We start from the raw sequence: 20,994 nt of genomic DNA, 5'->3' as shown, positions 1-20,994 counted from the left end.
CCGGCGTCAGCGACAGCTTTCGGCCAGCCGGACGAGCATGTCGGTGCATTGCTCGAGCTGGTCGATGGCGACGGACTCGTCCGGCTGGTGGGCGTCGGCGATGTCGCCGGGCCCGATGACGACAGACGGCATGCCGGCGCGCTGGAAAATGCCGGCCTCGGTCCCGTACGGTACGGCGCGGGGCGCCTTGCGTCCGAGCAGCGACAGCAGTTCGGATTCCAGCGTCGGATCGCCGCTCGGGCTCAGGCCGGGGATGCGCGACTGGACGTCGAGGCGGATGAAGGTCTCGGGGTCGATCGCCTTCATGTCGCGCTCAAGGTCCCGGGCGAAGGCCTCCATGCGCGCGAAGACGTCGTCTTCGCTCTGGCCGGGGATGATGCGCATTTCCCAGAAGAAGCGGCACTCGGCCGCGACGATGTTGCCGTGCAGCCCGCCGGCGATCTGGTTGACCTGGATGGTCGACCAGGGCGGGTCCAGCCCCTCGAAGCGCGGGCCGGCGCGCATGTCCTCGCGGATGCGGTTGATGAAGGAGACGAGCTCCGCCGCGACCATCACGGCGTTGACGTAGCGGTCCGGCTGCGACGAATGGCCGGGCTTGCCCTTCACCGTCGCCCAGCCGATCAGCCCGCCCTTGTGGGCCGAGACGAGGTCCATCATCGTCGCCTCGCCGATCACGGCGAGACGGGGGGCCAGGCCGGACGCGCCGATCCAGCGCGCCATGTCGCCGACGCCGGTGCAGCCGACCTCCTCGTCATAGGAAAAGGCGAGGTGCACCGGCCGGCGCAGCGGGCCGGAGGCGATCTCCGGCAACGCCGCCAGGCAGCAGGCCAGGAAGCCCTTCATGTCGGTCGCGCCGCGGCCGATCAGGCGGCCGTCCCGCTCGCGCAGGGCGAAGGGGTCGCCGGTCCACGGCTGCCCCTCCGTCGGCACGATGTCGGTATGGCCGGAATAGACGAGGCCGCCCGGCGCCTCCGGGCCGACCGAGACGAGGACGCTTGCCTTGTCGCCCTCGGCGTTGGGGAACCGCCGCAGCCGGGCCCCGAGCGGCGCCACCTCGGCCTCGACGTAATCGAGGAGGTCGAGGTTCGACGCGCTGCTCACCGTGGGAAACGAGACGAGCTTCTCCAGCTGGCCGGCGATGGCGGCGGCGCGGGCCATCTTACTGCTTCACCGAGAACAGCCGCAGCGGGTAGGCGAGATCGGCCGGCTGCACCACGTTCACCGTGTCCTTGGCCGCCCACAGGATGTTGAGCTGGTGGATCGGGATCAGCGCGACGTCGTCCTTGGCGATCTTCAGCGCCTCGCGGATCTTCTGGCGGCGGCTGTCCGGGTTGGTGTCGCTCTGGATCTGGGCGATCAGCTCGTCGACCTTCGGGTTGGAATATCCGCCGATGTTGAACACGCCCCGCCCCGCCGCGTCGCGGCTGTGCAGCAGCGAGGTGAGGAAAATGTGCGCGTCGTAGGTGAAGGGCGAGTAGCCGACCATGGTCAGGCTGGTGTTGTAGCCCGGCGGGTTGATCTGCTGCGCCCACTTGCTGGTCGTCTGGGCGCGCGGCTCGGCCTTGATGCCGATGCGGCCGAGCGAACCGGAAATGGCGATGCAGGTCGCCTCGTCGTTCATGAAGCGGTCGTTGGTGCAGTCGAACGTCACCGAGAAGCCGTTGGGATAGCCTGCCTCGGTGAGCAGCGCCTTGGCCTTGGCGACGTCAGGCTGAACCGGCTTGCCCAGTTCGGGATCGAAGCCGTTGACCTCGGGCGCGATGGCGAGGCCGAGCGGCTTCGAGTAGTTGCGCATGACCTTGGTCTTGATCGCATCGAGGTCGATGGCGAGCTGCATCGCCTCGCGCACGCGCTTGTCCTTGAACGGGTTCTTGCCCTTCACGTCGCTGTAGAGCAGCTCGTCGCGGTTGACGTCGGCGAGGAGGAAGGCGACGCGCAGGTCCGGCCCGGCCAGCACCTTGAGGCCCTTGGTCTGCTCGATGCGCTGCGTGTCCTGCGGGGGCAGCGTGTCGATCATGTCAACCTCCCCCGACACGAGCGCGGAGACGCGGGCCGAGGGGTTGGGGATGACGAAGAAGGTCGCCTTGTCGATGTTGCCGACCGGCTTGTCCCACCACGCCGGGTTCTTCTCGAACTCGATCTTCACGCCCGGGTCGCGCCCGGCGAGCTTGAAGGGGCCGGTTCCCATCGCGTTGCGGTTGGCGAAGGTCTCGACCTTGTTGTCGGGAGAGCCGGGCTGCACCGCGCCGTTCTTCTCGGACCAGGCCTTGCTCATGATGAACCAGTTGGTGATCTCCATCGGCACGATGGGATCGACGCCGCGCGTCTTGATGTCGATCGTGTAGTCGTCGACCTTCTTCACCGACTCCAGCGTCGACAGGTTGCTCTTGATGCCGCCCGCCTTGGCGCGCTCGAACGAGAACACGACGTCGTCGGCGGTGAAGTCGCCGCCGTCCTGGAATTTCACGCCCTTGCGCAGCTCGAAGCGCCAGGTGCTGTTGTCGACCAGCGTCCACTTGGTCGCCAGCGCCGGCTCGAGTTGGAGGTCGCCGCCGCGGCGGACGAGCGGCTCGTAGATGTTGCCGAGAATGGCGAAGACGAGCGTGTTGCTGACCGCGTGCGGGTCCAGCGTGTAGGCGTCGACGGGGCTCGCGAACTTGAACGTCGCGGCGGAAGCGCCGGGCGCCGCGAGTGGCGACGCCAGCGCCGCCGCAAGAATGCCGATCCTGATGGAGCGATTCACCGTGAGCATTGGACGTCCCCTCGCCTGGCCCAGCCGCGTCGTCGCGGAGCACAGGCACGATAGGAGCGCGCCAAAACTATTTCAATGCTAAAACATTTCGACCGAAGGCAATTTCGATATTGATTCCGGATTCCGGCACAATGCCTTGATTTCGTGCTGATTTTTCCCCGGCTGCCTCGTTTGAGGCGGCTTGCGGCGGCGCGCCGGAGCGGCCATGCTCGAATGCCGCCGAGACCAGCCGGGGACTGACGATGACACGCGAAGCCGCCATCCGGAACGCCGCCGCCTTCCTCGACAGCGGCGGCTTCGCCGCGTGGCTGGCGCGCCTCGTCGCCATCCCCAGCGCGAGCCGCGAGCCGACGATGCGCGCCGCGCTCTCGGACTACCTGACCGCCGAGATGATTCCCGCCTTCGAGGCCATGGGCTTCACGACGCGCGTGCTCTCGAACGACATCGCGCCCGGTCCCTTCCTGCTGGCGGAGCGGATCGAGGACCCCGGCGCGACGACGGTTCTCCAGTACGGGCACGGCGACGTCGTGACCGGCCTCGACGCGCAGTGGAGCCCGGGCATGTCGCCGTGGACGCTGGCGGAGCGCGACGGGCGCTGGTACGGGCGCGGCACGGCCGACAACAAGGGCCAGCACGCCGTCAACATCGCGGCGCTGCGCAGCGTCATCGAGACGCGCGGCAAGCTCGGCTTCAACTGCAAGTTCCTGCTGGAGATGGGCGAGGAATCCGGCTCGCTCGGCCTCGAGGAGATGTGCCGGGACCACAAGGCGGCGCTTGCCGCCGACGTGTTCATCGCCTCGGACGGCCCCCGCCTGGCGCTGGACCGGCCGACGCTGTTCCTGGGGGCGCGCGGCGGGCTCAGCTTCCATCTGACCCGCGAGACGCGCGAGGGCTTTCACCACTCGGGCAACTGGGGCGGGCTGCTCTCCAACCCCGGCGTCGAGCTGGCGCACGCCATCGCCTCGCTGATCGGCCGGCACGGCGAGATCCGCGTGCCGGAGCTGATGCCGGCCGCCATCCCCGCCAATGTGCGGCGCGCGCTGGAGGATTGCGCGCCGGAGCCGACGCCGGAGGACCCTGCTATCGAGCCGTGGTGGGGGGAGCCCGGGCTGAGCGCGGCCGAGAAGGTGTTCGGCTGGAGCTCGCTCGAAGTGATGGAGATGGAATGCGGCAACCTCGCGCGGCCGCTCTACGCCATTCCTCCGCGCGCCACCGCGCGGATGCAGCTGCGCTTTCCCGTGGGGGTCGACCCGCAAGCGGTGGTGCCCGCCGTGCGCCGGCACCTCGACCTGCACGGCTTCGAGACCATCGAGGTGACGCCATCCACCGACGCTATCTTCCTGGCGAGCCGGCTCGACCCCGACCATCCCTGGGTGGCGCGGGTGAAGGACTCGCTGGCGCGGACGCTGGGCCGCGCGCCGGCGGTGCTTCCGAACCTCGGCGGTTCTCTGCCGAACAACATCTTCTGCGACCTGCTCGGCCTGCCGACCATCTGGATCCCCCATTCCTACCCCGGCTGCCGCCAGCACGCGGCCGACGAGCACCTGCCGATCGCGGTGGCGCGCGAGGGGCTGGAGATGATGGCGGGGCTGTACTGGGACATCGGCGAGCCCTCTCCCGCTCCGCCGGCCTGAGCGGGGCGGCGGGCGGGAAAAGGCGGACAAGCCGGCGGCGGCGCGCTAGAACTGGTCCTCCCTCGCAAGGACCGGATTCCATGACGTCGCATCAGCGCAGCATCGCCGCCCACATCGATCCCGTGAAGCTCGACCGCCTCGCCGAACTGGCTGTGAAGGTCGGCCTGCAGCTGCAGCCGGGGCAGGACCTGTTCCTCACCGCGCCGGTCGCGGCGCTGCCGCTGGTACGCCGCGTGGTGGAGCATGCCTACAAGGCGGGGGCGGGACTGGTGACGCCCATCCTCTCCGACGAGGAAATCACGCTGGCGCGCTACCGCTACGGGGCCGACGCGAGCTTCGACCGCGCGCCGGCCTGGCTTTACGAAGGCGCGGCCAAGGCCTTCGCCGCCAATACGGCCCGGCTGGCGATCGTCGGCGACGACCCGATGCTGCTTGCCGGGCAGGATCCCTCGAAGGTGTCGCGCGCCAACCGCGCCAATTCGCAGGCCTACCAGCCGGCGCTGGAGAAGATCGCCAATTTCGACATCAACTGGAACATCATCGCCTTCCCTGGCGCCGCTTGGGCGCGGCAGGTGTTCCCCGACCAGCCGGAGGACGTCGCGGTCGCGCGGCTGGCGGACGCCATCTTCGCCGCCTCGCGCGTCGACGGTGACGATCCCGTGGCGGCCTGGGCCGCCCACAACGCCGCGCTTCACGCCCGCACCGCGTGGCTGAACGACCATCGGTTCGCGGCGCTGCGCTTCACCGGCCCCGGCACCGACCTGACGGTGGGCCTCGCCGACGGCCATCTCTGGCAGGGCGGCGCGTCGACAGCGAAGAACGGCGTCACCTGCAACCCCAACATCCCGTCGGAAGAGGTGTTCACCACGCCGCACGCCCTGCGCGTCAGCGGGCGCGTGTCGAGCACCAAGCCTCTCTCCTACATGGGCACGCTGATCGACGAGATCTCGGTCCGGTTCGAGGACGGCCGCATCGTCGAGGCGCAGGCCGCGCGTGGGGCGGAAGTGCTGAACAAGGTGCTCGACACGGACGAGGGCGCCCGCCGCCTCGGCGAGGTCGCGCTGGTGCCGCACTCCTCGCCGATCTCGCGCAGCGGGCTCCTGTTCTTCAACACGCTGTTCGACGAGAACGCCGCCTGCCACATCGCGCTTGGGCAGTGCTACTCCAAGTGCTTCGTCGACGGCGCGAAGATGACGCCCGAGCAGGTCGCGGCGCAGGGCGGCAACAAGAGCCTGATCCACATCGACTGGATGATCGGCTCCGACCAGGTGGACATCGACGGCGTCCACGCGGACGGACGCGTCACGCCGGTGTTCCGCAAGGGCGAATGGGCCTGACGGCGCGACGGCCGGCGTCGAAGCCGGCCGTCAGCTCTTCCCGGCGAGGCTGAGGATGTAGGCGACGAGGTCGTCGCTCTCGGTGGGCGTCAGGATCAGATTGGGCATGTTCGCGTGCGAACTGCGCAGGAACACCGACAGGCTCAGCCCCGTCGTCGACGGCATGCGAGCGACGTCGGCGAAGGCCGGCCCCTGCCCCGGCGCGCCCGACGGCACGGCCCCGAGCACGTGGCACTCGGAGCACCACTTTCGGGCGAGTTCCCTGCCCGCCGAGATGTCCGCCGCCGCGGCCGGGGCAGCCGCGGCCACCAGAACCGTCAGAGCGATGACGACGCGTCGCAGCTTCATGGATGACCTCCGTCCAGCCTTCGCCGCATCAGACGCGCGGAGGTTGCGAAGCGCAAGCCGGTTGTGAGGCTCAGGCCGCCCGGGCGTCAGCGGCGCGAGGTCGCCACGCCGTCGCCGGCCTCCCTTTCGCCGCCCGGCCGCAGCGGAACGACGTTGCCGGAAAGCCCTCCCGATCGCCGCACGGTGGCGAGCGCCGCCGCGAGGTCGTCGATGGTGAAGGGCTTGGCGAGGCGATTCGGGCAGGCGGCCTGATCCTCGGGCCCGATCTCGGCGTAGCCGGTGGCGAGGATGACCGGCATGTCTGGAAATTCCTCCCGCAGCCGGTTGGCGAGTTGCGTGCCCGTCATCTCCGGCATGGCGTGGTCGGTGACGACGATGTCGACGCGCCGTCCCGCGCGCAGCGCCGCGAGCGCCTCGGCGGCCGACCTGGCCTCCACCGCCGTATGGCCGAGATCCTCCAGCATCGAGACGGTGCCCATCATCACCAGCGGGTCGTCGTCGACCACCAGCACGGAGCACGGGGCCACGGGCAGCATGTCGTGGCTGGTCGTGGTCTTGGCGTTGAGCGGCAGCGCCGCCACCGTGTCGGCCACCTGGGGAAGCCAGAGCTCGACGCTGGTGCCCTCGCCTTTCCGGCTGGAGATCGTCAGCGAGCCGCCCGACTGGGCGGCGAGGCCGTGGACCATCGACAGGCCGAGCCCCGTTCCCTTGCCCGGCCCCTTGGTGGTGAAGAACGGCTCGGTCGCCTTGGCCAGCGTCTCGGCATCCATGCCGACGCCGTTGTCGCTGACGCAGATGCGCACGTAGTCGCCCCGCGACAGTCGGCGGGAGGGGTCGTCGGCTTCCACCGTCTCGGCCGTGGCGGCGATGCGCAGCAGGCCGCCGAGCGGCATCGCATCGCGCGCGTTGATGGCGATGTTGAGCAGCGCCAGTTCGAGCTGGTTGGCGTCGGCGCGCACCGGCGGCAGGTCGGACGGGAAGTTCTGGTGGACCTGCACCAGCGGCCCCAGCGCGCGCTTGAACAGGTCCTCCATGCCGGCGACGAGCCCGGCCAGGTGCACGGCCTGGGGCTTCAGCTCCTGGCGGCGGGCGAAAGAGAGCAGGCGTTGCGTCAATGCCGCGCCCCGGTCGGCGCCGAGCAGCGCGTTATCGAGCAATCTGTGGCAGCGCGGATCGTCCGGCAGGCGCTTTCGCAGCAATTGCAGGCTGCCGATCACCGCCATCAGCAGATTGTTGAAGTCGTGCGCCACGCTGCCGGTGAGCTGGCCGATCGTGTCGAGCTTCTGCGCCTCGAAAAGCTGCGCCAGCGCGCTTTCCCGCTCCCGGGTGCGGTCCTCGATGCGCTGCTCCAGCTCGTCGTTGAGCTGCTTGAGTTCCGAGGCGGTGGCCTCGAGCGCCGCCGTGCGCTCGGCGACGCGCTGCTCGAGCTCGGCGTTCAGCACTTCGAGCTGGCGCGTCTTGCGGTACAGCTCGGCGAACACGCGGACCTTGGCCCGCAGCACCTCCGGCACCACCGGGACGGGCACGTAGTCTACCGCGCCGGCCTCGTAGCCACGCAGGCGGTCGAGGTCGGTGATCTGGATGGCCGAGACGAAGATGATGGCCGTGCGCTGGAAGCGGGGATGCTCGCGGATCATCGCCACCAGCTCGAACCCGTCCAGCTCCGGCATGCAGACGTCGACGAGGATGACGGCGACATCGGTCTTCAGCAGGTGGCCGAGAGCCTCCTGGGCGGAGGACGCCTTGATGAGGTTCTCGCCCAGCTCGGCCAGCACCACCTCGTAGCTCAGCAGCTTCGCCGGCTGGTCGTCGACCAGCAGGATGTTCACCTTCCCCGGGGCGGAAGTCATCATGATCGCGACTCCGGGCTCAACGGTGCAGCCACATGCGCAGCGCTGACAGGAGCTGCTCGGTGTTGACGGGCTTGGCCAGGTAGTCGGAGGCGCCCGCCTCCAGGCACTTCTCGCGGTCCCCCTTCATCGCCTTGGCCGTAAGCGCGATGATGGGAAGCCGCCGGAACGCCGGGTTGGCCCGGATGACCTGCATCGTTTCATACCCGTCCATCCCCGGCATCATGATGTCCATCAGGACGATGGCGACCTGCGGCTCGGATTCGATGACCGAAATGGCCTCGGTGCCCGTCGTGGCCGTGAGGACCGTCATGCCCCTTCGTTCCAGAACACTCGACAGCGCGAAGATGTTGCGTGCGTCGTCGTCAACGAGCAGAACGGTACGCCCGATCAGGTCGTCGTCGGAGCTGTGCAGCCGCTCCAGCATGCGCTGCTTCTCGGCCGGCAGGTCGGAGACGACGCGGTGCAGGAACAGGGCCGTCTCGTCGAGAAGGCGCTCGGGCGACTCGACGCCCTTGACCACGACGCTGCGCGCCATGGTGTGAAGCTGGGCGTCCTCGTCCGGCGACAGCTCGCGCCCGGTGAACACCACCACCGGCACCTCGGCGAGGCTGGCGTCGTCGCGGATGCGCTCCAGCACCTCGAAGCCGGACATGTCCGGCAGCTTGAGGTCGAGCACCACGCAGTCGGTGGGCTGGTCGCGCAGCATCGACATGGCGTCGGCGCCGGTCTCGGCGGTGGCGATGTCGATGTCGTCGTGGCCCAGCAGCTCGGTGACGCCGAGCCGCTCGGCCGGGTTGTCCTCCACCACGAGCAGGCGCTTGCGGCGCGGCAGGGTGAACTCGCGCAGCTTGGCGAGCGCGTGTTCCAGCCCCTCCGTGGTGGTCGGCTTGCTCATGAAGGAGAACGCGCCGCGGGCGAGGCCGTGCTGCCGGTCCTCGTCCAGCGTGATGATCTGCACCGGGATGTGGCGCGTGGCGGCGTCCTGCTTGAGCTGGCTCAGCACCGTCCAGCCGAGCATGTCGGGCAGGAACACGTCGAGCGAGATGCAGTGCGGCCTGTACTCGCGGGCGAGCGCCAGCGCCTCCGCCCCGCGCATCGCGACCAGCACCTTGAACCCCTTGTCGTGGGCGAGGTCGACCATGACGCGGGCGTAGTGCGGGTCGTCCTCGACGATCAGCAGCACCGTGTCGCCGGGCTGCAGATTGGCCCGGTCGTCGCTCATCGGCTCGGCCGGGGCCTCGATCAGCCGCTGTGGCTGCGGCATGGGAAGCGGCGCGCCGTCGGCCGGGACCGGGCGCACGTTCATCGGCGCGCCGACATAGGTCAGCGGAAGATAGAGCGTGAACGTGCTGCCGACGCCGGGGGTCGAGCGCAGCTGGATCTCGCCGCCCAGCAGGTTCGCCAGCTCGCGGCTGATGGCGAGGCCGAGGCCGGTGCCGCCGTACTTGCGGCTGGTGCCCGCGTCCGCCTGCTGGAACGCCTCGAAGATGATGCGCTGCTTCTCGGGCGGAATGCCGATGCCGGTGTCCGAGACCTCGAAGGCGACCACGCCGGGCGCGTGCTTGAGGCTGGGGTGGTCGGCGCTCCATCCGGTCGCCGCGGGGAACACCCGCAGCTTCACGCCGCCCTGCGCCGTGAACTTGAAGGCGTTGGACAGCAGGTTCTTGAGCACCTGCTGGAGGCGCTTGGAGTCGGTGATGATCGAGCGTTCGAGGTTCGGCGAGGTGACGACCTCGAAGGACAGCTTGCGGTTATCCGCCTCGTGTCGGAACGGCCGGGCCATGACGTCGAGCAGGTTGGAGAAGAAGATCTCCTCCGCGTCGACCGACACGGTGCCGGATTCGATCTTCGACAGGTCGAGGATGTCGCTGATGAGGTTGAGCAGGTCGGTGCCGGCGCCGTGGATGGTGCGCGCGAACTCCACCTGCTTGGCCGTGAGGTTGCCGTCCGGGTTCTCGCCGAGCTGCTGGCCGAGGATGAGGATGGAGTTCAGCGGCGTGCGCAGCTCGTGCGACATGTTGGCGAGGAACTCGGACTTGTACTTCGAGGTCAGCGCCAGCTCGGTCGCCTTCTCCTCCAGCGCGCGGCGCGCCTGCTCGATTTCCTGGTTCTTCGCCTCCACCTCGTGGTTGCGCTCGGCGAGCTGCTGGGCCTTCTGCTCCAGCTGCTCGTTGGTCTGCTGCAATTCGCGCTGCTGCGCCTGCAACTCGCCGGCCAGCTGCTGGGACTGCTTCAGCAGGCCCTCCGTCTGCATCGTCGCCTCGATCGAGTTGAGCACGATGCCGATGCCGGTTGTGAGCTGTTCCAGGAAGGACATCTGGAGGTCGGTGAAGGAGCCGACCGTGGCCAGCTCGATGACCGCCTTCACCTGCCCCTCGAACAGCACCGGCAGCACGATGGCGTTGCGCGGCGTGACCCTGAACAGGCCGGAGCGGATCGGCGACACGTCCTCCGGGATGTCGGAGATCAGCAGGCGGCGGGCGTCGCGGGCGCACTGGCCGATCAGGCCCTCGCCGATCTCCAGCCGCTCGGGCTGGTCCGGCGCGCCGTCGCCGGCATAGGCGGAGAGCAGCTTGAGGCTGACGCCTCCCTCGGTCTCCACCTGGTAGATGACGGCGTGCTGCGCGTCGACCAGCGGCGCCAGCTCCGACAGCAGCACGCGGCCGACGGTGCCGAGGTCGCGCTGGCCCTGCAGCATGTTGGTGAAGCGGGCCAGGTTGGTCTTCAGCCAGTCCTGCTCGGTGTTGCGCTCCGTCGTGAGACGGAGGTTGCCGATCATCGTGTTGATGTTGTCCTTGAGCTCAGCGACCTCGCCGCGCGCGTCGACCTGGATCGAGCGGGTCAGGTCGCCCTTGGTCACGGCCGTCGCTACCTCGGCGATGGCGCGCACCTGCGTGGTGAGGTTGGCGGCCAGCAGGTTGACGTTGCCGGTGAGGTCCTTCCACGTGCCGGCCGCGCCGGGCACGTTGGCCTGGCCGCCGAGGCGGCCTTCCACGCCCACCTCGCGGGCCACCGTCGTCACTTGGTCGGCGAAGGTGGCGAGCGTGTTGGTCATGTTGTTGATGGTCTCGGCGAGCGCCGCCACCTCGCCCTTCGAGGCGACCGTGAGGTTCTGCTTGAGGTCGCCGTTGGCGACCGCCGTGACCACCTTGACGATGCCGCGCACCTGCTCGGTGAGGTTGGCGGCCATCACGTTCACGGTGTCGGTGAGGTCCTTCCACGTGCCGGCGACGCCCGGCACCTGGGCCTGGCCGCCGAGCTTGCCTTCCGTGCCGACCTCGCGCGCCACGCGCGTCACCTCGCCGGCGAAGGCGTTGAGCTGGTCCACCATGGTGTTGATGGTGTTCTTCAGCTCGAGGATTTCGCCCTTCACGTCGACGGTGATCTTGCGCGACAGGTCGCCGCGCGCCACGGCGGTGGTCACCTCGGCGATGTTGCGGACCTGGGTGGTGAGGTTCGCCGCCAGCAGGTTGACGTTGTCGGTGAGGTCCTTCCACGTGCCGGCGACGCCCGGCACGACCGCCTGGCCGCCCAGCCGCCCGTCCGTGCCGACCTCGCGCGCCACGCGCGTCACCTCGCCCGCGAAGGAGCGAAGCTGGTCGACCATGGTGTTCAGCGTCTCCTTGAGCAGCAGGATCTCGCCGCGCACGTCGACGGTGATCTTTCGCGACAGGTCGCCATTGGCGATGGCGGTCGCCACCTCGGCGATGTTGCGCACCTGGGCGGTGAGGTTGCCGGCCATCGAGTTGACGTTGTCGGTGAGGTCCTTCCACGTGCCGGCGACGCCGGGAACCTGCGCCTGGCCGCCCAGCTTGCCCTCGGTGCCGACCTCCTTGGCGACGCGCGTCACCTCGCCGGCGAAGGCGTTGAGCTGGTCCACCATGGTGTTGATGGTGTTCTTCAGCTCGAGGATTTCGCCCTTCACGTCGACGGTGATCTTGCGGGAGAGGTCGCCGCGCGCCACGGCGGTGGTCACCTCTGCGATGTTGCGGACCTGGCCCGTCAGGTTCGAGGCCATCGAGTTGACGTTCTCGGTGAGGTCCTTCCACGTGCCGGCGACGCCGGGAACCTGGGCCTGGCCGCCCAGCTTGCCCTCGGTGCCGACCTCGCGCGCCACGCGCGTCACCTCGGAGGCGAACCGGTTGAGCTGGTCCACCATGGTGTTCAGCGTTTCCTTCAGCTGAAGGATCTCGCCGCGCACGTCGACGGTGATCTTGCGCGACAGGTCGCCGTTGGCGATGGCGGTCGACACCTCGGCGATGTTGCGCACCTGCGCGGTGAGGTTGCCGGCCATCGAGTTCACCGAGTCGGTGAGGTCCTTCCACGTGCCGGCGACGCCGGGCACCTGGGCCTGGCCGCCGAGGCGGCCTTCCGTGCCGACCTCGCGCGCCACGCGCGTCACCTCGCCGGCGAAGGAGCGCAGCTGGTCCACCATCGTGTTGATGGTCTCCTTGAGCTGCAAAATCTCGCCGCTGACGTTGACGGTGATCTTCTTGGAGAGGTCGCCCTGCGCCACCGCGGTGGCGACCTCGGCGATGTTGCGCACCTGGCCGGTGAGGTTCGAGGCCATGGAGTTCACGGAATCCGTGAGGTCCTTCCACGTACCCGCCACGCCCTTGAGCTGCGCCTGGCCGCCCAGCTTGCCCTCGGTGCCGACCTCGCGCGCGACGCGCGTCACCTCGGAGGCGAACGCGTTGAGCTGGTCGACGGTGGTGTTGATGGTCTCCTTGAGCTGGAGGATCTCGCCCTTCACGTCGACGGTGATCTTCTTCGACAGGTCGCCGTTGGCGATGGCGGTGGAGACGTCGGCGATGTTGCGGACCTGCGCCGTCAAATTGCCGGCCATCGAGTTCACCGAGTCGGTGAGGTCCTTCCACGTGCCGGCGACGCCGAGCACGTTGGCCTGGCCGCCGAGGCGTCCTTCCGTGCCCACCTCGCGCGCCACGCGCGTCACCTCCGAGGCGAAGGCGTTGAGCTGGTCGACCATCGTGTTGATGGTCTCCTTCAGCTCCAGGATCTCGCCGCTCACCGTCACGGTGATCTTCTTCGACAAATCGCCCGAGGCGATGGCGGTCGACACCTCGGCGATGTTGCGGACCTGCGCCGTGAGGTTCGAGGCCATCGAGTTGACGTTGTCGGTGAGGTCCTTCCACGTGCCGGCGACGCCCGGCACCTGGGCCTGGCCCCCGAGGCGGCCTTCCGTGCCCACCTCGCGCGCCACGCGCGTCACCTCGCCAGCGAAGCCGTTGAGCTGGTCCACCATCGTGTTGATGGTCTCCTTCAGCTCGAGGATTTCGCCCGACACGTCGACGGTGATCTTGCGCGAGAGGTCGCCGCGCGCCACCGCCGTCGTCACCTGCGCGATGTTGCGCACCTGAGCGGTCAGGTTGCCGCACATGGCGTTCACCGAGTCGGTGAGGTCCTTCCAGGTTCCGGCCACGCCGGGCACCAGCGCCTGCCCGCCGAGCTTGCCCTCGGTGCCGACCTCGCGCGCCACGCGCGTCACCTCGGAGGCGAAGGAACGCAGCTGGTCGACCATCGTGTTGATGGCCTCCTTGAGCTGCAGGATCTCGCCGCGCACGTCGACCGTGATCTTCTTGGACAGGTCGCCGTTGGCGACGGCGATCGTCACCTCGGCGATGTTGCGGACCTGGCCCGTCAGGTTCGAGGCCATGGAATTGACGCTCTCGGTGAGATCCTTCCACACGCCCGTCACTTCGCTGACCTGGGCCTGGCCGCCGAGCTTGCCGTCGGTGCCAACCTCGCGGGCGACGCGCGTCACCTCGGAGGTGAACACGCTGAGCTGCTTGATCATCGCGTTGACGATCTTGGCCGAGCGCAGGAACTCGCCCTTGAGCGGCCGGCCGTCGACGTCGAGCGGCATGGGCTGAAGCAGGTCGCCCTTCGCGACGGCGGTGATGGTGCGCGTCACGGCGGTCGTTGGCCACAAGAGGTCGTCGATCATGGTGTTGACCGAACTCTCCATGTCCGACCACGCCCCGTTGGACAGGCCGAAGCGCACCCGCGTGCGCGTCTTGCCGTCGCGCCCGACGTCCTGGCCGACATGGGCGAGCTGCTGGGCCATGCGCTCGTTGGCGGCGACGATGTCGTTGAAGGTGTCGGCGATCTTGCCGGCGAGCCCGGTCTGGTCGCCCGGCAGGCGGATCGAGAAGTCGCCCATGCGCATCGACTGCAAGGCGCCGAGCAGCTGGTTGAGATCGAACCCGTCCGGTCCTCCCCCTCCCCCGCCCCCGCCCCGCTCGACGGCGAGGTTCATGCCGGCCGCCACGACCTCGGCGGTGGAGACGCGGCCGGAGCCGTTACGGCGAGAGCGGGAAGGCTTGGTCTCTTGCATCGGATGATTCCATGGTCGCGGGTCGACCGCGGGGCGAGGCGAGGTCGCGCCGGCGGCCGCGCGCGGCGGCCGGGTTCAACCGGTCGCGCCGCTCCGGAGCCGTGTCGCCGTGTCGGCGTCCACCGCTCCCGCGCAGCCCCTGCTTGCGATTCCCCGCCCAACGGTCAAGATTTCCACTGGTCAACCTAGTACGGGAAACCCCGTAGGTCGACAATTTTCAAGCTGTTTAGACCGAAGCTTGAGCTGCACAATGCTTCCGCTTTGCTCACTTGAGCAATGTCATTCCAGCGACTTCATTTTTTGTTGCGCCAACTGTACTGAGCGATTGGCCGCAACCTTGCCAGTCGAAAACACATTCATTTTGCGTGCATTTGTAATCGCCCCTCAGCCCTGCCGGTCATCTCCCGTTCGTTCGTCCCTCCCCGACTCGCCCCCGCTTGAATCGACGTCCGGCTGGCCGCACAACGGGAGGCCGGCGCGAAGCCGGGGGAGGATGCGGGAATGGACGAGATCGGCATCGGCGTGATCGGCACGGGGTTCATGGGCAAGGCCCACGCGCTGGCCTGGACCACCGTGCACGCGGTCTATCCCGAGCTGCCGCGCCCCGTCCTCGTCGCCGTCGCCGACAATGTGGCTTCCGCCGCGCGGGCCGCCGCCGCGCAATACGGCTTCCGCGACTGGCGCGAGGACTGGCGAAGCGTGGTCGAGGACCCCGCCGTCCACGCGGTGTCGATCACCGCGCCCAACCTGCTTCACCACGACATGGCGGTGGCGGCGGCCCGCGCCGGCAAGCACATTCACTGCGAGAAGCCGCTGGCCCCCGACGCGGCGACGGCGCTGCGCATGGTGCAAGCGGCCGAGGCAGTCGGCGTGGTCACCCAGGTCGGCTTCAACTATCAGAAGAACCCGCTGATCCGGCTGGCGCGCGACATGATCGCCGCCGGCGAGCTCGGCGACATCCTGAGCTTCCGCGCGCAGCACGCCGAGGGCTTCATGGCGGACCCGGACACGCCTTGGGGGTGGCGTCTCGATCCGGCCGGCGGGCCGGGCGCGCTGGCCGATCTCGGCAGCCACGCCATCGCCATGGGCCGCTATTTGCTGGGGCCGATCGAGAGCCTGTCCGCCGACCTCCAGACCGTCATCGCGTCACGCCCGGTCGGGCCCGGCGCGCGCGAGCGCCGGGCCGTGGAGGTCGACGACGTGGCGCGCCTGACGGTGCGCTTCGCGCGCGGCTGCGGCGGGCTCATCGAGGCGAACTGGGTGGCGACGGGCCGCACCATGCAGCTCGGCTTCGAGGTCAGCGGCACCAAGGGCTCGATCGCCTTCACGCAGGAACGCCTGAACGAGCTGCATCTCTTCCGAGCCGGCGCCGACCCGCTCACCTCCGGCTTCACCCGCATCGAGGCCGGGCCGCGTCACGAGCCCTATGGGCGCTTCTGCGTCGCGCCGGGCCACCAGCTCGGCTTCAATGAGCTGAAGACCATCGAGATGGCGGGCTTCCTCTCCGCCATCGCCGGCGGCGAGCGCACGGGCCCCGACTTCCGCGAGGCCTGGGAGGTGCAGAAAGTGATCGATGCCGCCGTCGAGTCGTCGCGCGAGCGGGCGTGGCGGCCGGTCGGCTGAGGCCCCTTCCCGCTCCGCTCAGCTCTTGACCGCGCCGGCGGTGAGGCCGCGCACCATGGCGCGCTGCATCAGCGCGAAGAGCACCATCACCGGCAAGATCGAGATGATGCCGCCCGCCGCCAGCGACCCCCAGGGAAGCTGGAATTCGCCGACCATCAGCTGCAGGCCGACCGGCCAGGTGCGCGACCCGGTGCTCGTCGTCAGCATCAGCGCGAACAGGAACTCGTTCCACGCGCCGATGGCCACGAACACCGCCGTGGCGACGAGCCCCCCGACGACCAGCGGCAGCACGACGCGGACCATGGCTCCGATGCGGCTCGCCCCGTCGATGCGCGCGGCGTCCTCGAGGTCGTTCGGCACCGCCTCGAAGAACCCCTTCATCATCCAGATGAACACCGGCAGGAGGAAGGTGGTGTAGGCCAGCGCCAGCCCCAGGCGGCTGTCCAGCAGGCCGAGGCCGCGCATCAGGATGAACAGCGGGATGATGATCATCACCGCCGGGAACATGCGGACCACGAGGTAGAACATCATCATCTCGCGCCGCCCGACGAAGCGGTAGCGCGCCACGGCGTAGGAGGCGAGCGTGCCGATGACGGTGCAGATCGCCACCGTCATCAGCGTCACCACCGCGCTGTTGGAGATCAGCGTCGGGAAGTTCGAGCGCGTCCAGATCGCCACGTAGTTCTCGAACGTCACGCGCCTTGGAATGTAGGTCAGCGTGGCGGTGACGATGTCCTCCTCCGGCTTCAGCGAGATCAGGAACGCCCAGACGATCGGGAACACCGCGAACAGCACGATGAGGGCGACGGCGGCCATCGCCAGCACGTCGCCGACGCGCTTGCGGCCCGACATGGTGCGCAAATAGCGGCGATGGACCATGCTCAGTCCCTCATCACGTTGGAGAGGCGGACATAGAGGTAGGAGAAGCCCATCAGCAGCACGAACAGCACCACCGCGATGGCGCTCCCGTAGCCGAAGTTGAACTCCTTGTTGACCTTCAGGAAGGCGTGCAGCGACAGCAGCAGCGTCGAGCGGCCGGGGCCGCCGCCGGTGAGGATAAGGATGATATCCGGCGAGTTGACGAGGCTGATGACCCGCAGGACCACCGCGGCGACGACGATGGTGCGCAGCTGCGGCCAGGTGACGTAGCGAAACTGCTTCACCGCCCCCGCGCCGTCGATGGCCGCCGCCTCGTAGAGGTCGTTCGGGATGGCCTTGAGCCCGGCCAGCAGCAGCAGCGCGAAGAACGGGAAGCCGTGCCAGACCTCGACCACCAGCGCGGAGGCCAGCGCCGTGTCGGGGTCGGCGAACCACGCCTTGTAGACGTTCAGCACGCCCACCCGCACCAGCATGTCGTTGATGACGCCGAGCCGCGGGTCGAGCATCAGCGCCCACATGTGGCCGGCGACGACGTTGGGCAGGAACCACGGCAGCAGGATGAGGACGGACGCGGCGCGGAAGCCCGGAAGCTCGCGGTTGAGAAGCAGCGCCGCCGCGAGGCCGAGCGCCAGCTCGCCGACCGCCGCGCCCACCGTCCACACCACGGTGTTGCGCAGCGCGAGCCAGAACACCGGATCCTCGATCATCGCACGGTAGTGCTTGAGGCCGACGAAGCCGGTGCCGAGGTCGAGCCGGTTCAGCCGCATCTCGCGGAAGCTGAGCCCGATGCCCCACAGCGTGGGATAGAGCACGACGGCGAGGATGACGACGAGGCTGGGCAGCAGCAGGTAGTAGGCCCAGAAGCGCGTTTCCGAGACATCGGCCAGGCGCGCCAGCACGCCGCGCGCGCGGCGCGGCGTCTTCGCGGGCCCGTGGGCGACCTCGTAGGTCACGCTCACACCACCTGGAGCGCGACGCGCTCGACGTGGGCCCAGTCGATGTCGTGCCCCAGCCCCGGTTCGCGCGACACGGTGAGCACGCCGCCTTCGATGGCGAGCTTGCCGAGCCGCTTGAGGCCGGCGATCTGCTCGGCGTTGATGACGAGCTGCTCGTAATAGTCGTTGATGCGGATGGCGGCGCAGAGCTGCGCGTTGGCGAGCCCCATGCCGTGCACCTGGCAGCGCATGCCGTGGCTGTCGGACAGGTGCGCGATCTTCATCGAGCCGGTGAAGCCGCCCTTGAAGTTGGTGTTGACGCGCGTCATGTCGAGCGCGCCCATCTGGATCCACGTCGCCATGTTCCAGTGGCAGCCGTCGGACGTCTCGGCGGCGAGCACGGGGATATCGAGCGCGTCGCACAGCTTGCGATAGGAGTTCAGCTCGAACTCGCGCATCGGCTCCTCGTACCAGAGGAAGCCGCACTCCTCGAGCACCCGGCCGAACCACATCGAGGTCACGTAGTCCCAGCCGGCGGAGCCGTCGAACATCAGGTCGGCGTCAGGCCCGGTCCACTTGCGCAGGTTGCGCGAGAGCTTCGCGTCCTCCTTGGCGTCGCCCCAGGCGTGCAGCTTGAACGCGGTGAAGCCCTCGTCCATGCACTGTTTGATGTAGCGCTCGTACTCGTCCATCGTGTCCCAGGTCACGGTGGAGGCGTAGGCCGGCACCTTGTCGCTGTTGCCGCCCAGCATCTGCCAGATCGGCAGCCCGGCCTTCTGCGATTTGATGTCCCAGGCGAGCTGGTCGACGATGCCGAGATGCGTCATGTGCATCTCGTCGACGCGGTCGATCTCCCAGATCAGGTGAAACAGGCGCTCGGTGGACAGCGGGTCCTCGCCGATCAGGCTCTTCAGCCGCCGCTCGGTGAGCAGGGCGACCGAGGCGGCGTAGCGCGCCGAGGACTCGATCTCCACGCCGCCGGTGATGCCCTCGTCGGTGTCCATGCGGACCACCGCCGTCACCTGCTTGCGCCCCGCCACGAGCCCGTCATGCGAGCCCATCAGCCCCGTGCGCCAGCGATAGTGATGCGTCGGCGGATCGGACTCCAGGAGGTAGCAGCGGATGTCGGTGATGCGCATGTCGGTCTCCGGTTGTGTCGGCGAACGGGTCAGCCGGCCTGCTTGGCGAGCGCGCGACGGCCGGCCGCCCAGGCCTCGGCGTGGCGGGCGACGTCCTCGGGCAGGAACTCGCCCTTCGCGCCCTCATCGTGCTCGAAATAGTTCCAGCGGTCCTCGCCGCGCACTTGCATGGCGAGGTCGCGCGCGCCGGAGCCCTGGCGCACATGCGCCGCGACGTAGCGGATGGCGAAGCCGATGCGGCGATGCGAGGCGCGGTTGGGCTCGGAGTTGTGCGCGATCTTGACGTGGTGGAGCGACATCTCGCCCGGCCGCAGCACCACGTCGACGACCGTGTCCTGGTCGACCTCGACGGCGATCTCCTGGCCGCGCGACAGCAGGTTGTCCGGCTGCCAGGTCTCGACGTGGTCGACGATGCCGCCGCGGTGCGTGCCCGGCGCGACGCGCATGCACCCGCTCTCCACCGTGCTCGGCGTCAAAGCGACCCAGGCGGTGACGATGTCGGCCGGCTCCAGCCCCCAGTAGGTGGCGTCCTGGTGCCAGCCGACATAGGCCGGGGAGCGCGGCTCCTTGAGGAAGAAATTGGCGCCCCAGACGAGGATGTTGGGCCCGATGAGCCCTTCCACGCGGTCGAGGATGCGCGGGTTGCGGCACAGATCGCACAGCGTCTTCGACACCCAGTGCGTCCGCGCCAGCAGCAGGCCGGCGCGCTGTTCGGCCGGGAACGTGTCGATGCGGTCGACCACCGCCAGCGCGGCGGCCAGCTCGGCGTCCGACAGCACGGGGAAGGGAAACAGCACGCCGTCGTCCCGGTAGGTCCGGATCTCGGCCTCGCTCAGCCCGTTCATGGCGGTCTCCGCGGGGGAGCCGGGGCCGCGCGCGGCGGCCCCGGCGCTTGCGCTTACTTCAGGGCGGCGTCGAGGCCGGCCATCATGGCGTCGACCGCCTGCTCGGCCGTGGCGCGGCCGACCAGCACCTTCTGGAACTCCGGCAGCACGACCGTCTCCGACCAGCCGGCGACGCCGACGAAGGTGGGCGGCAGGCGGCCGAACTTCGTCGTCTCGACGGCGGCGGTGTAGAGCGGGTTCTTGGTGATGCGCTCGTCGGCCGCCACCTTCGGCGAGGACGGGAAGTAGCCCGTCTCCTCGAGGAAGGCGATGGCCGGCTCCGGCTCCGCCCAGAACGAGATCCACTGCATGTCGGCGTCGGTCTTGGCGGGGTTGGAGACGCCGTTGAACAGGTAGGTCAGGCGCGCGATATGCGCGGCCGGGCCGGCCGGCATGGGCAGCGTGCCGAACTGGTCGGGCTTCAGCGCGGCCTGGATCTCGGTGAGCGAGCCGGTATGGTGCCACACCATCGCCGTCTGGCCGGTCTTGAAGGCCTCCATGATCTGGCGGTAGCTGTCGTTGGGCGCGCTCGGCGGGGCGGCCTTGTGCTTGGTCAGGATGCCCGCGTAGAAGTCGACCGCCTCGGTGGCCTTCTTCTTGTCCATCGCGTTCTTGCCGTCGCGGACGATCGGCGAGCCCCACGCCTCGATGAGGTCGAGCACGTACTTGAAGCCGCCGGCGCCGCCGCGCAGGCTGAGGCCGTAGCGGTTCTTGGACGGGTCCGAGACCTTGATCGCCGCCTCCAGGAACTCCTGGTAGGTCTTGGGCGGCGCGATGCCCTTCTCGGCGAACCAGTCCTTCCGGTAGTACATCCAGTCCACGAAGGTGAAGGCGGGGATGCCGTAGATCTTGCCGTTCACGGTCGCGCCGGCCCAGGCCTGGTCGGGATACTCCCCGTAGCGCGGCCACTTCTTGATGCGGTCGGTGAGGTCGACGAGCCCGCCCATGGCGACGAGGTCGCTGGCGCGCTCGGCCACCACCATGCAGGTGTCCGGCCGCGCGTTGGCGACGACGGCGGCCGTCATCTTGGACATGTACTCGGGGTTCGGGATGTTCTCCTGCGTCACCGCGATGTCGGGATATTTCTGGTTGAACAGCGCGATCACGCGCTCCAGCCCCTTGAACTCCGTGGTCGACGTGAAGTGGTGCCAGTAGTTGATGCCGGCCTTCTGCGCGAAGGCGCGGCCAGGCGCGAGCCCCGCGAGCGGGGCCGCGGCCAGTCCGCCCAGGACGGTCCTGCGGTCGATCTTCATGA

At 68.9% G+C, this 20,994-nt stretch carries 13 protein-coding genes and 1 pseudogene; 3 read left to right on the top strand and 11 right to left on the bottom strand.

What is annotated here, in order from left to right; genetic code table 11:
• Positions 1 to 6: 6 nt before the first annotated feature.
• Positions 7 to 1,158, bottom strand: coding sequence for an acetylornithine deacetylase (gene argE / locus NK718_RS08070; protein WP_254740433.1), 1,152 nt, complete (start codon positions 1,156 to 1,158; stop codon positions 7 to 9).
• 1 nt (position 1,159) lies between these two features.
• Complete coding sequence (locus tag NK718_RS08065) at positions 1,160 to 2,752, bottom strand: ABC transporter substrate-binding protein (protein WP_254740431.1); 1,593 nt, start codon at positions 2,750 to 2,752, stop codon at positions 1,160 to 1,162.
• Positions 2,753 to 2,994: 242 nt separating this feature from the next.
• Here NK718_RS08065 and NK718_RS08060 point away from each other — a divergent pair, with 242 nt between their 5' ends.
• Positions 2,995 to 4,386, top strand: coding sequence for a M20 family metallopeptidase (locus NK718_RS08060; RefSeq protein WP_254740429.1), 1,392 nt, complete (start codon positions 2,995 to 2,997; stop codon positions 4,384 to 4,386).
• 80 nt (positions 4,387 to 4,466) lie between these two features.
• Positions 4,467 to 5,723 carry an aminopeptidase gene (locus tag NK718_RS08055; protein ID WP_254740427.1) on the top strand — a complete coding sequence of 419 codons (1,257 nt, stop codon included), beginning with the start codon at positions 4,467 to 4,469 and terminating at the stop codon, positions 5,721 to 5,723.
• A 30-nt stretch (positions 5,724 to 5,753) separates the two neighbouring features.
• On the opposite strand, the gene NK718_RS08050 is transcribed toward NK718_RS08055, so the two are convergent.
• The 4 genes and pseudogenes from NK718_RS08050 to NK718_RS22240 form a co-directional block, all read right to left on the bottom strand.
• A complete protein-coding gene (locus NK718_RS08050; protein WP_254740425.1) occupies positions 5,754 to 6,071 on the bottom strand; it encodes a c-type cytochrome in 318 nt (105 codons plus the stop codon).
• Positions 6,072 to 6,157: 86 nt separating this feature from the next.
• Positions 6,158 to 7,924 carry a response regulator gene (locus NK718_RS08045; protein WP_254740423.1) on the bottom strand — a complete coding sequence of 589 codons (1,767 nt, stop codon included), beginning with the start codon at positions 7,922 to 7,924 and terminating at the stop codon, positions 6,158 to 6,160.
• 16 nt (positions 7,925 to 7,940) lie between these two features.
• On the bottom strand, positions 7,941 to 13,046 hold the full coding sequence (locus tag NK718_RS08040) for a HAMP domain-containing protein (protein WP_443092883.1): 5,106 nt from the start codon (positions 13,044 to 13,046) through the stop codon (positions 7,941 to 7,943).
• 183 nt (positions 13,047 to 13,229) lie between these two features.
• Positions 13,230 to 13,598 (bottom strand): annotated as a pseudogene (locus NK718_RS22240) (HAMP domain-containing protein); the annotation flags it as partial.
• A gap of 1,182 nt (positions 13,599 to 14,780) precedes the next feature.
• Between NK718_RS22240 and NK718_RS08035 the strand changes: the two are divergent.
• Complete coding sequence (locus NK718_RS08035) at positions 14,781 to 15,902, top strand: Gfo/Idh/MocA family protein (protein ID WP_254740421.1); 1,122 nt, start codon at positions 14,781 to 14,783, stop codon at positions 15,900 to 15,902.
• Positions 15,903 to 15,920: 18 nt separating this feature from the next.
• Here NK718_RS08035 and NK718_RS08030 read toward each other — a convergent pair whose 3' ends face one another.
• Genes NK718_RS08030 through NK718_RS08010 form a run of 5 tightly spaced genes read right to left on the bottom strand, consistent with a single transcriptional unit; the run spans position 15,921 to position 20,992 of the window.
• Positions 15,921 to 16,781, bottom strand: a complete 861-nt coding sequence (locus tag NK718_RS08030) for a carbohydrate ABC transporter permease (RefSeq protein WP_254740419.1) — start codon at positions 16,779 to 16,781, stop codon at positions 15,921 to 15,923.
• A 2-nt stretch (positions 16,782 to 16,783) separates the two neighbouring features.
• Entirely contained in the window at positions 16,784 to 17,734 is a 951-nt protein-coding gene (locus NK718_RS08025) for a carbohydrate ABC transporter permease (protein ID WP_254740417.1), read from the bottom strand.
• 2 nt (positions 17,735 to 17,736) lie between these two features.
• Positions 17,737 to 18,855: an enolase C-terminal domain-like protein gene (locus tag NK718_RS08020; protein WP_254740415.1), complete on the bottom strand. Its 1,119-nt coding sequence runs from the start codon at positions 18,853 to 18,855 to the stop codon at positions 17,737 to 17,739.
• Between the two features lie 29 nt (positions 18,856 to 18,884).
• Positions 18,885 to 19,700, bottom strand: coding sequence for a phytanoyl-CoA dioxygenase family protein (locus tag NK718_RS08015; RefSeq protein WP_254740413.1), 816 nt, complete (start codon positions 19,698 to 19,700; stop codon positions 18,885 to 18,887).
• 53 nt (positions 19,701 to 19,753) lie between these two features.
• Complete coding sequence (locus NK718_RS08010; protein WP_254740411.1) at positions 19,754 to 20,992, bottom strand: ABC transporter substrate-binding protein; 1,239 nt, start codon at positions 20,990 to 20,992, stop codon at positions 19,754 to 19,756.
• Between the last annotated feature and the right edge of the window lie 2 nt (positions 20,993 to 20,994).

This window comes from Alsobacter ponti (genome assembly GCF_024294805.1).
Classification (GTDB): domain Bacteria; phylum Pseudomonadota; class Alphaproteobacteria; order Rhizobiales; family Beijerinckiaceae; genus Alsobacter; species Alsobacter ponti.
The sequence above is the reverse complement of the archived record's forward strand: the minus strand, read 5'-3'. Positions and strand labels throughout refer to the sequence as shown.

Coding starts and splice junctions, on each gene's coding strand:
- argE (WP_254740433.1), bottom strand. CDS start 1,158: ATGGCCCGCGCCGCCGCCATCGCCGGCCAGCTGGAGAAGCTCGTCTCG.
- NK718_RS08065 (WP_254740431.1), bottom strand. CDS start 2,752: ATGCTCACGGTGAATCGCTCCATCAGGATCGGCATTCTTGCGGCGGCG.
- NK718_RS08060 (WP_254740429.1), top strand. CDS start 2,995: ATGACACGCGAAGCCGCCATCCGGAACGCCGCCGCCTTCCTCGACAGC.
- NK718_RS08055 (WP_254740427.1), top strand. CDS start 4,467: ATGACGTCGCATCAGCGCAGCATCGCCGCCCACATCGATCCCGTGAAG.
- NK718_RS08050 (WP_254740425.1), bottom strand. CDS start 6,071: ATGAAGCTGCGACGCGTCGTCATCGCTCTGACGGTTCTGGTGGCCGCG.
- NK718_RS08045 (WP_254740423.1), bottom strand. CDS start 7,924: ATGATGACTTCCGCCCCGGGGAAGGTGAACATCCTGCTGGTCGACGAC.
- NK718_RS08040 (WP_443092883.1), bottom strand. CDS start 13,046: ATGGCCTCGAACCTCACGGCGCAGGTCCGCAACATCGCCGAGGTGTCG.
- NK718_RS08035 (WP_254740421.1), top strand. CDS start 14,781: ATGGACGAGATCGGCATCGGCGTGATCGGCACGGGGTTCATGGGCAAG.
- NK718_RS08030 (WP_254740419.1), bottom strand. CDS start 16,781: ATGGTCCATCGCCGCTATTTGCGCACCATGTCGGGCCGCAAGCGCGTC.
- NK718_RS08020 (WP_254740415.1), bottom strand. CDS start 18,855: ATGCGCATCACCGACATCCGCTGCTACCTCCTGGAGTCCGATCCGCCG.
- NK718_RS08015 (WP_254740413.1), bottom strand. CDS start 19,700: ATGAACGGGCTGAGCGAGGCCGAGATCCGGACCTACCGGGACGACGGC.
- NK718_RS08010 (WP_254740411.1), bottom strand. CDS start 20,992: ATGAAGATCGACCGCAGGACCGTCCTGGGCGGACTGGCCGCGGCCCCG.